The sequence below is a fragment of the Candidatus Desulfolinea nitratireducens genome (assembly GCF_982879505.1).
In genome coordinates this window covers 8,603-21,608 of sequence record NZ_CEYOSI010000033.1, presented here as the reverse complement: position 1 = coordinate 21,608, position 13,006 = coordinate 8,603, and the positions used below count along the sequence as shown (strand labels likewise).

16 protein-coding genes are annotated in these 13,006 nt (G+C 47.0%); 6 read left to right on the top strand and 10 right to left on the bottom strand.

Annotation, left to right across the window (positions count from 1 at the left end; all coding sequences use genetic code 11):
• Positions 1 to 1,810: cation:proton antiporter domain-containing protein (locus AC3DOM_RS04720; RefSeq protein WP_487917872.1), on the top strand; the 1,810-nt coding region annotated here is incomplete at its 5' end.
• Positions 1,811 to 1,881: 71 nt separating this feature from the next.
• On the opposite strand, the gene AC3DOM_RS04715 is transcribed toward AC3DOM_RS04720, so the two are convergent.
• The 6 genes from AC3DOM_RS04715 to AC3DOM_RS04690 form a co-directional block, all read right to left on the bottom strand.
• Positions 1,882 to 2,349, bottom strand: coding sequence for an OsmC family protein (locus tag AC3DOM_RS04715; protein ID WP_487917871.1), 468 nt, complete (start codon positions 2,347 to 2,349; stop codon positions 1,882 to 1,884).
• A 12-nt stretch (positions 2,350 to 2,361) separates the two neighbouring features.
• Complete coding sequence (locus tag AC3DOM_RS04710; protein WP_487917870.1) at positions 2,362 to 2,964, bottom strand: TlpA family protein disulfide reductase; 603 nt, start codon at positions 2,962 to 2,964, stop codon at positions 2,362 to 2,364.
• 81 nt (positions 2,965 to 3,045) lie between these two features.
• Positions 3,046 to 3,297: a glutaredoxin family protein gene (locus AC3DOM_RS04705; protein WP_487917869.1), complete on the bottom strand. Its 252-nt coding sequence runs from the start codon at positions 3,295 to 3,297 to the stop codon at positions 3,046 to 3,048.
• Positions 3,298 to 3,309: 12 nt separating this feature from the next.
• Positions 3,310 to 3,975, bottom strand: coding sequence for a protein disulfide oxidoreductase (pdo, locus tag AC3DOM_RS04700; RefSeq protein WP_487917868.1), 666 nt, complete (start codon positions 3,973 to 3,975; stop codon positions 3,310 to 3,312).
• 75 nt (positions 3,976 to 4,050) lie between these two features.
• A complete protein-coding gene (locus tag AC3DOM_RS04695; RefSeq protein WP_487917867.1) occupies positions 4,051 to 4,308 on the bottom strand; it encodes an anti-sigma factor family protein in 258 nt (85 codons plus the stop codon).
• Positions 4,292 to 4,906, bottom strand: a complete 615-nt coding sequence (locus AC3DOM_RS04690; protein WP_487917866.1) for an RNA polymerase sigma factor — start codon at positions 4,904 to 4,906, stop codon at positions 4,292 to 4,294. Before AC3DOM_RS04690 ends, AC3DOM_RS04695 begins: the two co-directional genes overlap by 17 nt.
• Before the next feature lie 209 nt (positions 4,907 to 5,115).
• Between AC3DOM_RS04690 and AC3DOM_RS04685 the strand changes: the two genes are divergently transcribed.
• The 3 genes from AC3DOM_RS04685 to aspA all read left to right on the top strand — a co-directional run bounded on the left by AC3DOM_RS04685 (position 5,116) and on the right by aspA (position 7,423).
• Positions 5,116 to 5,583 carry a cyclic nucleotide-binding domain-containing protein gene (locus AC3DOM_RS04685; protein WP_487917865.1) on the top strand — a complete coding sequence of 156 codons (468 nt, stop codon included), beginning with the start codon at positions 5,116 to 5,118 and terminating at the stop codon, positions 5,581 to 5,583.
• Positions 5,584 to 5,586: 3 nt separating this feature from the next.
• Positions 5,587 to 5,847: a NifU family protein gene (locus AC3DOM_RS04680; protein WP_487917864.1), complete on the top strand. Its 261-nt coding sequence runs from the start codon at positions 5,587 to 5,589 to the stop codon at positions 5,845 to 5,847.
• A 196-nt stretch (positions 5,848 to 6,043) separates the two neighbouring features.
• A complete protein-coding gene (gene aspA, locus AC3DOM_RS04675; RefSeq protein WP_487917863.1) occupies positions 6,044 to 7,423 on the top strand; it encodes an aspartate ammonia-lyase in 1,380 nt (459 codons plus the stop codon).
• 228 nt (positions 7,424 to 7,651) lie between these two features.
• Here aspA and obgE read toward each other — a convergent pair whose 3' ends face one another.
• Complete coding sequence (obgE, locus tag AC3DOM_RS04670) at positions 7,652 to 8,914, bottom strand: GTPase ObgE (protein WP_487917862.1); 1,263 nt, start codon at positions 8,912 to 8,914, stop codon at positions 7,652 to 7,654.
• Between the two features lie 140 nt (positions 8,915 to 9,054).
• Entirely contained in the window at positions 9,055 to 9,627 is a 573-nt protein-coding gene (locus tag AC3DOM_RS04665; RefSeq protein WP_487917861.1) for a biotin transporter BioY, read from the bottom strand.
• 157 nt (positions 9,628 to 9,784) lie between these two features.
• Here AC3DOM_RS04665 and thpR point away from each other — a divergent pair, with 157 nt between their 5' ends.
• Positions 9,785 to 10,417: an RNA 2',3'-cyclic phosphodiesterase gene (thpR, locus tag AC3DOM_RS04660; protein WP_487917860.1), complete on the top strand. Its 633-nt coding sequence runs from the start codon at positions 9,785 to 9,787 to the stop codon at positions 10,415 to 10,417.
• A gap of 7 nt (positions 10,418 to 10,424) precedes the next feature.
• Positions 10,425 to 10,769 (top strand): ribosome silencing factor, encoded by a 345-nt coding sequence (gene rsfS / locus AC3DOM_RS04655; protein WP_487917859.1) that lies wholly within the window; start codon positions 10,425 to 10,427, stop codon positions 10,767 to 10,769.
• 136 nt (positions 10,770 to 10,905) lie between these two features.
• Here rsfS and ndk read toward each other — a convergent pair whose 3' ends face one another.
• Both ndk and AC3DOM_RS04645 read right to left on the bottom strand, forming a co-directional pair.
• Complete coding sequence (gene ndk / locus AC3DOM_RS04650; RefSeq protein ID WP_487917858.1) at positions 10,906 to 11,355, bottom strand: nucleoside-diphosphate kinase; 450 nt, start codon at positions 11,353 to 11,355, stop codon at positions 10,906 to 10,908.
• Positions 11,356 to 11,470: 115 nt separating this feature from the next.
• On the bottom strand, positions 11,471 to 13,006 hold a 1,536-nt coding region (locus AC3DOM_RS04645; protein WP_487917857.1), incomplete at its 5' end, for a hypothetical protein.

Sequence of the window (13,006 nt, the reverse complement as noted above, 5' to 3'; positions counted from 1 at the left end):
CTTTCTTTTTGCCGGCGTTCTCGTTGGACCATTTGTCCTCGATATGATCCCCAGCGAGGCAATTCCCAAACTCCGTTTTGTAGATGAGATTTCACTTGGCTTTATCGCCTTTGCTGCGGGGAGCGAATTGTACCTTAAAGATTTACGTGACAGGCTGAAAGGAATCGCCTGGGTCACAGCCGGGTTGGTATTATCGACATCGATTTTTGGAAGTCTGGCCTTCTACTTTTTGACAGATTTAATTCCATTTACTCAAAATATGTCTGTAACCGGCCGGATTGCAATTTCTATTTTGGCTGGAGCAATTTTGGTGGCACGCTCCCCTTCATCTGCGATTGCCATCGTTAACGAATTGCGAGCCAAAGGCCCCTTCACCCAAACAATGCTTGGAGTAACGGTGATCATGGATGTGGTCGTTATCATCCTGTTTGCCTTTAATTCCGAGATTGCCGATGCGCTACTGACCAATATCAGCCTCAACGCGGGCTTCGTCTTATTGCTTTTTGGAGAACTGGCATTATCCATATTTCTTGGTTATCTACTCGGGAAATTAATTCAACTACTTCTCTCAATTAAAATAAGAAGGGTGTCAAAAGCGATTATCACCCTGATGCTCGGATACTCTGTTTTCATCTCATCCACTTTTTTGAGGCATTTCAGCCACAACCAACTTGGCACTGAACTACTACTCGAGCCTCTGCTGATCTGCATGGTCGCCAGTTTTTTCGTCATCAATTGGACACCCCATCGCGACCAAATGCTCGAAATTCTACATAAAACTGGTCCAACAATCTATATTCTCTTTTTCACACTAACAGGTGCATCCCTGGCCCTGGATGTACTTAGCAAGACCTGGCAAATCGCCCTCGCGCTTTTCTTCATTCGCCTGGTATCAGTCTTCATAGGCTCCTTTACGGGTGGCACAATTGCAGGCGAGCCAATGAAAAATAATGCCGTCAGTTGGATGGCATACGTTACCCAGGCAGGCGTTGGGTTGGGGTTGGCCAAAGAAGCCGCGGTTGAATTCCCACAATTTGGCCTGGATTTTGCAACAATCATGATCTCGGTGATCGTTCTCAATCAAATTGCAGGACCGCCTCTCTTTAAATGGGTGATCAACTTTGTCAACGAGGCTCATTCCCGTGGTGAAACAACCTACGATGGAAAACGAGATGCCTTCATTTTCGGTACTGATGACCAGGCAATGGCCGTTGCTCGCCTGCTCAAATCAAAAGGCTGGGAAATCAAATGGGCTTGTGTAGATTCTTCCTGTGCAATGGCGTCCCTTGATGATGAGCCGCTCATTTTACTTTCGGCAATTGATCTGGAAAATTTGGTAAGCATTGATGCGCATAAGGCAGATGCTGTTGTCGCCATGCTCTCTGACGAGGAAAACTATCAACTCTGTGAACTCTTCTACGAAAATTATGGTACAGAAACATTGGTTGTACGTCTGAACGATATCTCTGATCAGGATCGTTTCAACAATTTGGGCGTACTCACCGTCAACCCCGGCACAGCCACCGTCCATTTGCTGGATCAATTTGCCCGTTCACCAGATGCGGCATCGCTGCTTCTGGATATTGAATCTGATCATCAAATGCAAGACGTATACGTCCTTGACCCAAATATGCACGGCATTCCCCTGCGTGATCTGCGACTGCCACATGATCTGCGAATCGTCGCCATTCACCGCCATGGACACGACATCATCTCGACCGGCTATACACGGCTGCGCGTCGGGGATAAAGTCACCATTATTGGTTCACCCGAAAGTATCGAAGCAGCCATCCTAAAACTCGAGATTTAAGATTACGCAACTGAGATAGAAATAGGCCGCGACAAGATTTGTCACGGCCTATTATATTTAATGATTTTTGGTTATGCGTTTTCGATTTTACCTTTTGTCACCAAGGTACGTTCGCCATCGTCCTGATCTTCGTAAATTTCATAAAGCAATTCAATAGACATCACTTTTGAAAGCATGCTCTGGGCAGGGCAATAATTTTTTGCAGAAAGCTCCATCGCACGAATGACAGCAGCTTCCTTAACATCATGGCCGGTTACTTGATAAGTAATTGCCGACTGTGTGAAAACATATGGATGTTGGTCTGCCTGATCGGCGTGGACTTTCACCTCATAGACCGTCACATCCTGACGTTTTTTGCGCAAGATCGAGATCACATCCATGGCAGTGCAGCCAGCCAGGCTGATCGCCATTAGTTCCATCGGACGGAATCCGTCATTCTCCCCCCCAACGCTGGGCGAAGCTCCAAGCGGCACTATGAAGCCGGAATCAGCCGTCCCGGAGAATGTCATCCCATGATCCCAGGTTACTTTTGTGTCCATCGTATCCTCCTCCTAATTTTCAATCAAAGGTGTAATGTGCTTTTCAAGCATGGCGGTACTAATTACGCCCACCCAACTTAGACGTACAGTCCCCTCACGGTCAATCACAAAGGAGCTGGGCAAGCTAAATGCTGAAAATGCGATTTCAGTTGCATATTCATGATCAATCCAGATCGGATAGCTTACATCAGTAGTTTTGATATATGCTTCAACTTCTTTAACAGGCTGGCCATCTTCAACCCCAATAACCACAAATCCTTCGTCCTTGTGGGCTTTGTAATACGCCTCAAGAACTGGCAGTTCCTCCTTGCAGGGTGGACACCAGGTTGCCCATAAGTTAAGCAAAACAACCTGTCCAAGGTAATCTGTCAAAGATACGGCATCACCCTGCATTGTTACCAAATCCAACTCTGGCGCCGGATATTCTACAGGCATCGGCACTGATGAAAATTCTTCAGATTGGATAAAACCATTGGCACCATCTTTCGGTAAGGTGAAAAAAGCAGCAAAGCCAATGATCAATATTATTGCGCCTATTACGATCATTCCGATCGGAGGAATGCTTTTTGGTGGGACCCTTTTCCTTTGTGAGCGAGATGGTTTGCGAGTTCTCATCGGTGTTTTCCTCGTCTATTTATAAAGTATGGGCTGACAAAAGTCCCCGAAGTCCAAATAGACTTCGGGGATTTCATTTTACTATAGACCAAGAATGCGATCAATCTTTGGACGGTCAAAGCCCACGATAGTTTTGCTACCGATCCTGATCTGGGGAACACCCTGTTGGCCACTGCGCTTTACCATGTCTCGAGCAGCAGCCGGATCTCGTGAAACATCTACATTCTTAAAAGGAACTTGCCTGGAGCGAAAATATTGTTTGGCTTTATGACAATAGGAACATGTAGGCGTGGAAAAAACGATCACACGCGGGTATTTTTTTGATGTACTCATAATAACCTTGTTTTATTTTGCTGTAATGCGCTTTAATTCAGCGAGCATATTGCTTTCTGGCACCGCACCGACAACATTGGCCGCACCATCATTAATGGTGGTTTGCGGTACACCGCTAACATTATGTTTCATCGATAATTCCTGAAACTCCATTGCTCCGACCATCTCAGCCTGAACCATGGGGCTTTCCATTGCCATTTGGTGAGCGAGCGTCACGGCTCGCGGGCAATATGGTCAGGTAGGGGTAACAAATACCTGCAAGAGAACAGGTTCTGTCAGTGCTTTTAGAAAATCACGAGTGTCATCACTAAGGTGAGAGTCGCGTCCTGAAACAAGGATAATATCCTGGATCAATGAGGTGAACTCATGCCCTGAGGGTATTCCTGCAAAGCGGACACCAAAATCGGAAATCACATCTCCATCTTTGGCAGCGATCACGATCCCGGGGGCTTTGTCCACGTTGTAATTTTTTGCAATATCAGCATCATCGTCAAGATCATAGATCGTCATGCTGATTTTTTCTGAAATCTCAACTACTTCTTCGAGAAGCTGCTGTGCATCAGCACAATATTCACAATTCTCTTTCTGTCCAAAAAACATGATATGAACATATTCTTTCATAGGAGCAAATGCATCTTCGATTTGCTTTCTAACATCTGCATTCAATAATGTTGCCATAAAATCTCCTTGATGATTTTTTATTCTATGTAGCTTAGATGCGCATCAATGCTGAAAAGTTACTTCTTTTTATGGTCAGTTTTCTTTTTGAATAAAATCATCCAGGTCAAGTCGGTGGAACAACCGTTCGCGGACACCGATTGGAATGGTATTTTTCTCCGATGTTTCCTGATACAGCGAAATGGTCTTTTTGAAGGTATCAACGACAATTCGACAATTATCGCAATCTGCCATATGTCGTTCGATCTCCTCGCACAGGGCATCCCCCAACTCTCCATCGACATAATCTGACAGGGACTCAAGAAGTGAACCACAATTATGAGATTTTTTCATCAGATTTCTCCATATCCAGTCGCTCTTCATAATAAACAGAAAGCAATTCACGCAATTTCAGGCGGGCTCGCAGTAATCTTGTTTTCACTGTTGTTTCAGTCAAATCCAGGGCCGTGCTTGTTTCGTGAATAGATAACCCTTCAATATCCCGCAAAATGAAGACCACGCGCAGTTTTTCTGATAATTGCTGAATCGCCTTATCGAAGTGGTTTTTCGCCTCAGCAGATACCAATTCCCATTCCGGCAAACAGCACCAGTCAGTGAATTGTGTCAGGGCAGGGGTTTCATCGGTATCTTCACTTTGAAGATCAAGCTCAATTTCTGGCTTTTGTTTCCGAATGATCATTAGCGCTTCATTGACTGCAATCCGATATAACCAGGTCGCCAGGCTGGAACGTCCCTCAAAGGTCGGGAGAGCCTGTATCGCTTTGAGAAAAGTGTTTTGAAGCACATCTTCTGCATCTTGCGGGTTTGCCAACATCTTTAAGGCCAATCGATAAATATTAAGAGAATGCCCATCCACAAGCCGCGCAATCTCAGTTCGATCTCCGGAGCGCAATAGCTGCAAGGAAGGTTCCTGCAGGGGTTCTTTAATCATTTAGATACTTCCTCAATAAAAAAGTTTCATAATCACAGATATTAGTTATTCTCAGTATAACGCAAGACAGAAGTTCATTATAAGTATTGGCAAATAAATTGTCATATTTATACGTAACATTTTATGAGGACAAATGTCAAATCCTTTGGGAAATATGCCACTAGAAAACTTGTTTTTTGTCCGTTAGTATTTAGCTAATGGTTTCCACGATGAATAATATTCCCCTTTTTAGCAGTTTGGGCCCAGAAGCGCTAGATCTGATTGAGTCCTTATTTGAACCTTGTCTTTGTCATGAAGGCATGATATTCGAACAAGGCGATCCAGCTATTTATCTATATCTGGTCATTGAAGGATCAGTGGATATTCTCTTCAAGCCCTATGATGGTTCCGAACTCATAGTTACTAGTGTAAAATCAGGGGAAATATTTGGCTGGTCTGCCATTACAGGGAATACGAACTATACTTCAGGTGCCAGATGTGTGGAACAGTGCCAGGCAATTCGCATTAAAGGCAGCGCTTTACGGGAGCTTTGCATCCAACACCCTGATACCGGAAGTGTCCTGCTTGATCGGTTGGCAGAATCCGTATCTGGACGCTGGCATGATGCTCGCTTAAAAGTACGTGATATACTTTCGCAAGGCGTAATTATCACACCTGAAAACTTGGAAAAGAGTTAGATCATGACAAATAACCCTGAACATAATCACCCTCTTCACTCTCGAGAAGAACAAATTAAAGGTTTGCTGGAGCAAGTCAGTGCTTATATTGAGCAATATCATGGGGGCTCAGTAGAGTTTATTTCACTTCTTGAGAATATTCTCACCGTGCGAGTTGGTGGATCTTGCCTTGGCTGCCCGCTTGTATCTTCCACCCTTCAGGGTTGGGTAGCCGGAACAATTAAACAGTTTTTTCCAGATATCCGGGTTGTCTCAGCCGAATAGACAATATTAACTAAAACATAAGAGACCCCGCTTTTTATCGCGGAGTCTCTTTTTATATTAATAATAGCAGAAATTTCTCAACAAGGATTTGTATTGAACATTTTGGATTTACAATGACATACAGAACTACTATTGAAACAAGATCTGAAGCCAACTATAATTTTCGACTAACCTTCCTCCCCCATCAGGAGAAACTATGATATCGCAAGAAAAAAAAACACGTATTGAACATGATCTGCTCGGCGAACGCGAAGTTCCTGCAGACCTGTATTATGGGATCCATTCTCTGCGGGCAACTGAAAATTTCCCCATCTCCGGATCCAAGATATCTTCCTATCCTGAGCTGGTCAACGCCCTGGCGTCTGTAAAAAAGGCCTGTGCCCTGGCAAATCATGAATTTGGTTTGTTGGATGATGCCCGTAAAGAAGCCATCGTACGTGCCTGCGACGATATCCGCAATGGAGAGTTTCACGATCAATTTGTCGTTGATGTGATCCAGGGGGGCGCGGGAACCTCGACAAATATGAACGCCAACGAAGTCATCGCCAATCGCGGCCTTGATTATCTTGGGCATCCGCATGGGACCTACCACGAATTGCATCCGCTTGAACATGTTAATCTGAGCCAAAGCACAAATGATGTATATCCCACCGCGATCAAGGTCGCCTTGCATTTCAAAATCCATTTGCTAATCGATGCCATGGGCATCCTTCAAATTGAATTTGAAAAAAAAGCCAAAGAATTTGCAGACATTCTTAAGATGGGGCGCACCCAACTTCAGGATGCCGTTCCGATGACTTTGGGGCAGGAATTTGAATCTTATGCGATCATGCTCTCTGAAGATCGCGACCGTCTGCAGGAAGCCTCGCAACTGATCCAGGAGATCAATCTCGGTGCGACAGCAATCGGTTATGCGAAAACTGCCTGTAAATACCTTTCTGAGATCACTGGGATCCCTTTGGTGGTCGCAACCAATCTTGTTGAAGCCACGCAGGATGCAGGCGCATTTGTGCAACTTTCTGGCGTCCTGAAACGCGTCGCCGTAAAACTCTCAAAAACCTGTAATGATCTGCGCCTGCTCTCTTCCGGGCCCCGGGCTGGTTTTAACGAGATCAATCTTCCTCCCGTTCAGGCTGGCTCCAGCATCATGCCCGGCAAGGTCAACCCCGTGATCCCCGAAGTGGTCAACCAGATCGCTTTCGAAGTCATCGGCAATGACGTCACCGTTTCCTTTGCTGCTGAAGCAGGGCAGCTCCAACTGAATGCCTTCGAGCCGATCATTGTTCGCAACCTATTCAACAGCCTGGTTTTTCTCCGTCAGGGCTGTCTGACCCTTGCCGAGCGCTGCGTATCCGGGATCACTGCCAACCGCGATCATCTACGCGCAATGGTTGATAATTCGATCGGGATCGTCACGGCGTTAAACCCCTATATCGGCTATGAAAATGCGACCGCTGTGGCAGCGGAAGCACATCAGACGGGAAAGGGTGTCATCGAAATCGTTCTCGCCAAAGGATTGCTGACCAAAGAAAAATTGGATGAGATCCTGCGCCCCGAATCCCTGGTTGGAAAGTAGAAAATCGCACGTGAACCGAGGCTTGATTCCGTTTTTAGTTTATTTCGCGGCGAAGGGCAGCCCCCACCTAGCCTCCCCCGCCTACGGGGGAGGGACAAGTTCTCCCCCCGTAAACGGGGGGAGTTAGAGGGGGGAGCACATAACAAAATATCCCACGGTGCAAATGCCCCACGGGATAGTAAATTTAAAAAGCTTTTCTTTGTTGTATCTTGTGCCTTTGTGGTGAAATTATTCCTGCCACTCCAATTCGTATTCTCCAACATAAACCGTATCTCCTACTTTGATGCCAGCCTTATTAAGAGCAGCTTCAATGCCCAAAGCCTGCATCACCTTCTGGAAACGGCGGATCGAGCCATAATGTTCCCAATAGGTCATCGCGGCAGCACGTTCAATCGCAGCCCCGCTAATCCGCCACCCGGCATCATCTTCGCGGCTGATCTCAAATTCATTCGGATCAGTCTCCACGCGATAAACAGGCAAGGGTGCAACCTCAGCAAGAGTGGGCGTTTCAGCCAGTTTTTGGACGGCTTTGAGCAATAGTTTTCGAATGTCGGTCCGTGCCAGGGCAGAAATGGACATGATCTTATGCCCACGCTTCTCTAACTCGGCTTTGATCTCAGGCCAGCGCTCCTGCACTTCGGGCTGATCCATTTTATTCAGGGCAATGATCTGGGGTTTTTCCCCCAATTTTGTATCAAAGAGGGACAGCTCAGTATTGATCTGGCTGAAATCGGCAATAGGATCTTCGGAGAGACCATCCAATAGATGGATGAGGACCCGCGTCCGTTGAACATGACGCAGGAAGCTATGTCCCAGCCCGATGCCCTCGGAGGCCCCTTCGATCAGCCCCGGGATATCGGCCAGGACAACGCTTTCGTAATCGTCAATAGAGGCAACTCCCAGGTTTGGCTCCAGGGTGGTGAAGGGATAGGCAGCGATCTTCGGCTGGGCATTTGTCAGGACGGACAGCAAGGTCGACTTCCCGGCATTGGGGACACCGATCAGGCCGATATCGGCGATCAATTTCAACTCCAGGCGGATATTCTTTTCCACGGGCGGTTCGCCCTTTTCTGCTGTGCGCGGCGTCTGATGACGGGAGTTCTTGAAGTGCGTGTTGCCGCGTCCGCCACGTCCCCCTTTGCAGATTAGCAACTGCTGACCGGGATCGGTCAGGTCACCAAGGATTTCGTCGGTGTCGGCATTGTAAATGACTGTTCCCGGCGGGATAAAGAGAATAAGGTCATCAGCAGATTTGCCATAACGATTATTACGTCCGCCCCTTTTACCGTTGTCGGCAATATAGCGGCGGACATGACGGTAAGCGGAGAGGGTGTTGAGGGTGGTTTTGACCTCCAGGATGACATCGCCACCTTTACCACCATCGCCACCATCGGGACCGCCATGCGGGACATATTTTTCACGCCGAAAATGGACAATGCCATCCCCGCCTTTTCCGGAACTTACGTAGATTTCTGTTTGGTCTATGAACATAATAGATTGGTAAAAGCGAGTTTGAGAATCGCCCGTACATTAGTTAGATGAGTTTAGGAGAGCGGAGTATTCTATCATTGAAAAGCAAAAAGAGCCGAATGAATTGTATCATCCGGCTCTTTGATAATGTTTTTTTCTATTTATTGCTGCGCCAACTTCCATGCGCCTGGCAATACCAGGGCAGCCAAAACCATTTTAATCAGATCTCCGATCAAAAAAGGCAGCACGCCCAACGCCAGCGCCTTTTCAACCCCAAAAAGGATCGCCAACCAGCCTGCTCCGAAAAGATAAATGATCAATGTACCAACAATAAAAGGAATCAGCGAGGTGCGCAGATTTCGCTCCAGACCGCGTTCGGCCAGCTTTCCGACGAAATAGGCAGCGATGACAAAACCGACCAAATATCCCAACGTGGGGCCAGAGAGATAAGCCATTCCGGATGCACCACCTGCAAAGAAGGGCAAACCGAGTGCCCCCAACACTGTGTAGAGAATCAACGAGGCTGCCCCGCGTTTTGAGCCCAAAGTCGCACCGACCAGCAGCACGGCAAATGTTTGTCCGGTTAGGGGGACAGGGGTAAAGGGCAAGGGAATTTTACCCTGCGCCAGCATAGCAACTAAGATCACACCAGTAATAAGTAAAATTAGATCACGCAACCAGGCGGCTGCCCGAGGAAAGCTACGCATAGTTAAGGTAGGGGCGAGAGTTGTCATCTAAAAAGATACTCCTTGTAAATAAGATTGTTTGGAAGTGCTTCATTTCCTGCTACCCTATAACCCTTTTCTCCATTATCGGTTCTGTTATGAAAAAACCTCTTGCCTTTTCGTTTAAGTTATGCTATTTTTAGCTACATAAGCAAAGGAAAAAGCGGTGGATGAACTCGCTCCCACCCGGGACGATACACCTGCTCGGAGTTCTATCGATTTGTTACGCGCCTTTATCGCGATCGAAATCCCCCCGTCTCTGCAAGAGAAACTCCATCGGGAAATGGAATCCTTACGCGCTCGGCTTGATCGCACCTTTGTCCGGTGGGTGGTGCCGGAAAATATCCATCTCACCCTGAAGTTTTTGGGCGATACACCCATCACTAAACTGGATGCGCTAAAAGAATTTCTCGCAGCAGAGCTTGCCCGGTTTCAACCCTTTGAGATCTCTGTCGGAAATATGGGGGTCTTTCCCAACTTTTCCCGTCCACGGGTGATCTGGCTGGGAGTGGGGGATAAGGGAAAACTTTCCTCGTTGCAGAGACACACCGAAAGGGCAGCCAGTCAAATTGGGAGCGCTCCGGAAAAACGTCGCTTTTCAGCACATCTCACGTTGGGACGCGTCAAACAAGACATCCGCAGCGAGGCGCGACATCAAATCCGCCAGGTAGTTGAAGAAAACTCAGGGCTGGAGTTGGGTAATATCCATGTCGATACTATCCATCTTTTTCAGAGCGAATTGAAAGCAAACGGAGCAGTTTATCGCTCTCTTTATCAGATAAATTTAGAAAAGAAATGAGGCTTTTTTGAGTAAACAAGAATTACCCTATGCAATTGTTGATCTTTTGGAAGAAAAAAAGGGAGAGGATATTCTCCTGCTTGATTTGACAGGGATCTCAGGTTTTTGCGATTATTTTGTCTTTTGCACCGGAACCAGCGACCGCATGCTGGATGCGTTGGCAGACGATCTTTTGCGCAAACTTCGCAAGTCGCATCACGTTAAAGGGAATCTGGAGGGGCGTTCAATGGATGGCTGGATTTTGGTGGATTATGGGAATGTGGTCGTGCACCTTTTCTCACCCGACCAACGGGATTATTACGACCTTGAAGGATTATGGCAGGATGGCAAGGCTTTGGTACATATTCAGTAGAGAAATGGGTAATAATCAAGTCACCTAGAGCAAACACTTGGTGTCTTTTAATTACAGGAATTCTCGAACATAGACCCCGTTCCCTTATAGGGATCGGGGTCTATGCTGAACAGTTTTTGCGCTAAATTAATATATCCTATTCAAATATCCAGCGATCAAGATCTCGCTGCCAATTAACCAATTCTTCAGGTTTGAACCAGAGCGCGGTTTCTTTCTCCCCATTTTCAACGCTGTCAGAGGCATGGGTAATATTTCGCCCTACTTCAAGACCAAAATCGTGGCGCACAGAGCCGGGAGCCGCCTCGGTGGGGTGGGTTGCACCCATTGTCTGCCGCACGGCAGCAACTGCATTCACACCTTCCCAGACCATGGCCATTACAGGGGCAGAGGTGATATAGGCGATCAAACCATCGTAAAAGGGCTTTCCCTTGTGAATAGAATAATGAGTTTCGGCCATTTCCTGACTAACAGCCATGAATTTTGCTGCTGCAAGACGCAGCCCGCGACGCTCCAGGCGAGCCATAATTTCTCCAACAAGTCCACGCTGGACCCCATCCGGTTTGACAATTACAAAAGTACGTTCCACAACTTCCTCCAATATATTTTTTACCCCACTGCCTAAATAGGCAGGGGGGTAGGATTTTTAGCTCTTATTCTTATATCCTACTATGCAATCCGAATCTTAACTAAAATTATTTGTCTTATCGCAACAATTCTTCTGCTTTTGTATACGTATCAAGACCTTCTTGCAAACGCCCCGCGCGTATATACGCATCTCCTAACATTTGCAAAATCGAAATGTCTACAGGGTATTCATAAGTCGCTTCACGCAGATCATGAATAACTTCGTCAAGCAACCGTTTTTTCTTGACCAATTTCCCATATTTTTCCAAGGCAGCAGAGATATTCCCCTCTTGCATTGCAGCTTGCGCGCTTTCCAGCACAGTATCACGCAAATCAGCTTTATTCAAGGGCTTGGCTTTCGGTTGAGGCTGAGACTCCTTATGTTGCGGCTTAGGGCTGGCAACGGCTGGCACAGGTTTTTCTTCAATCGGCGGCAAAGCAGTAGATAGCTCTTCCATAACCTCGGGTTCGACCATTTCCGATGGGGGAATATCCATCACAGGCGAGTCGGCTTTGGGCGCTTCTTCAATAGGTTGCCATTCAGATTTTTGAGTCGGCTGGAGCGTAGGAGCAACAGTTTCTTCTTCATCTTTCATCCAGGCGGGTTGATCCTCATCTGAGATTGGGCCTTTCTCATCCTCAGTGGAGGCCCCTTCCATATCCGCTAACCAGGCGGGGAAATCTTCATCATTTTCCGAAACATCTTCGCCAGCTGTCGCCTCAGAAAGTTCTGATTCCACCTCTATTTTTTTCAGCCAGCCGATCGTATCATCCGTTTCCACGACTTCACTTTCTTGATCCAAATCCGATGGGAGATCAATTTGAGGGCTTTCGACTTCGTCTGCACCAAAAGCTGCCAAATCAGGGATCTGTTTTTCTTCTTCAACCGGAGCGGCTTCTGAAATAACTTCAGGGGATTCTTGATCAATTACTTCTTTTGCCTGCTCAACCCACTCAGGAGCATCTTCTGTCCGCGCATTGGGATCAGTGATCAATTCTTCTGGTTTCGCACCCTGATTGGCAGCCAGCCCCTCCAGCCAATTAAGAGCAGCGTCCTGATCCTCACTGGAAGCGCCCAATTTTCCAATCGAGGGATCAGCGATCAGTGATTCATCTGCAATATCTGGGCTGGTTTCTATTTCCGTGAGAGGCGATATTTCATCACCTGGAGTGGAGGCAACTTCTTCCACGCTTGTCTCTTCCTCTTCCAGAAGCCATTTAGGAAGATCGATCTCTTCTTCTAAGGAGGGCTGATCTTCAGTGAACCCCATACCCGCAAGGGGATCTTCTGCGGCAGGTTCGCCCGTCCCTGCATCCTGGGCTTTTTGCACCCACTCAGGGGCATCTTCTGTCCGCGCATTGGGATCGGTGATCAATTCTTCTGGTTTCGCACCCTGATTGGCAGCCAGCCCCTCCAGCCAATTAAGAGCAGCGTCCTGATCCTCACTGGAAGCGCCCAATTTTCCAATCGAGGGATCAGCGATCAGTGATTCATCTGCAATATCTGGGCTGGTTTCTATTTCCGTGAGAGGCGATATTTCATCACCTGGAGTGGAGGCAACTTCTTCCACGCTTGTCTCTTCCTCTTCCAGAAGCCATTTAGGAAGATCGAT

Coding starts and splice junctions, on each gene's coding strand:
- AC3DOM_RS04685 (WP_487917865.1), top strand. CDS start 5,116: ATGAATAATATTCCCCTTTTTAGCAGTTTGGGCCCAGAAGCGCTAGAT.
- aspA (WP_487917863.1), top strand. CDS start 6,044: ATGATATCGCAAGAAAAAAAAACACGTATTGAACATGATCTGCTCGGC.
- AC3DOM_RS04680 (WP_487917864.1), top strand. CDS start 5,587: ATGACAAATAACCCTGAACATAATCACCCTCTTCACTCTCGAGAAGAA.
- AC3DOM_RS04665 (WP_487917861.1), bottom strand. CDS start 9,627: ATGACAACTCTCGCCCCTACCTTAACTATGCGTAGCTTTCCTCGGGCA.
- AC3DOM_RS04695 (WP_487917867.1), bottom strand. CDS start 4,308: ATGAAAAAATCTCATAATTGTGGTTCACTTCTTGAGTCCCTGTCAGAT.
- AC3DOM_RS04705 (WP_487917869.1), bottom strand. CDS start 3,297: ATGAGTACATCAAAAAAATACCCGCGTGTGATCGTTTTTTCCACGCCT.
- AC3DOM_RS04710 (WP_487917870.1), bottom strand. CDS start 2,964: ATGAGAACTCGCAAACCATCTCGCTCACAAAGGAAAAGGGTCCCACCA.
- AC3DOM_RS04690 (WP_487917866.1), bottom strand. CDS start 4,906: ATGATTAAAGAACCCCTGCAGGAACCTTCCTTGCAGCTATTGCGCTCC.
- obgE (WP_487917862.1), bottom strand. CDS start 8,914: ATGTTCATAGACCAAACAGAAATCTACGTAAGTTCCGGAAAAGGCGGG.
- AC3DOM_RS04715 (WP_487917871.1), bottom strand. CDS start 2,349: ATGGACACAAAAGTAACCTGGGATCATGGGATGACATTCTCCGGGACG.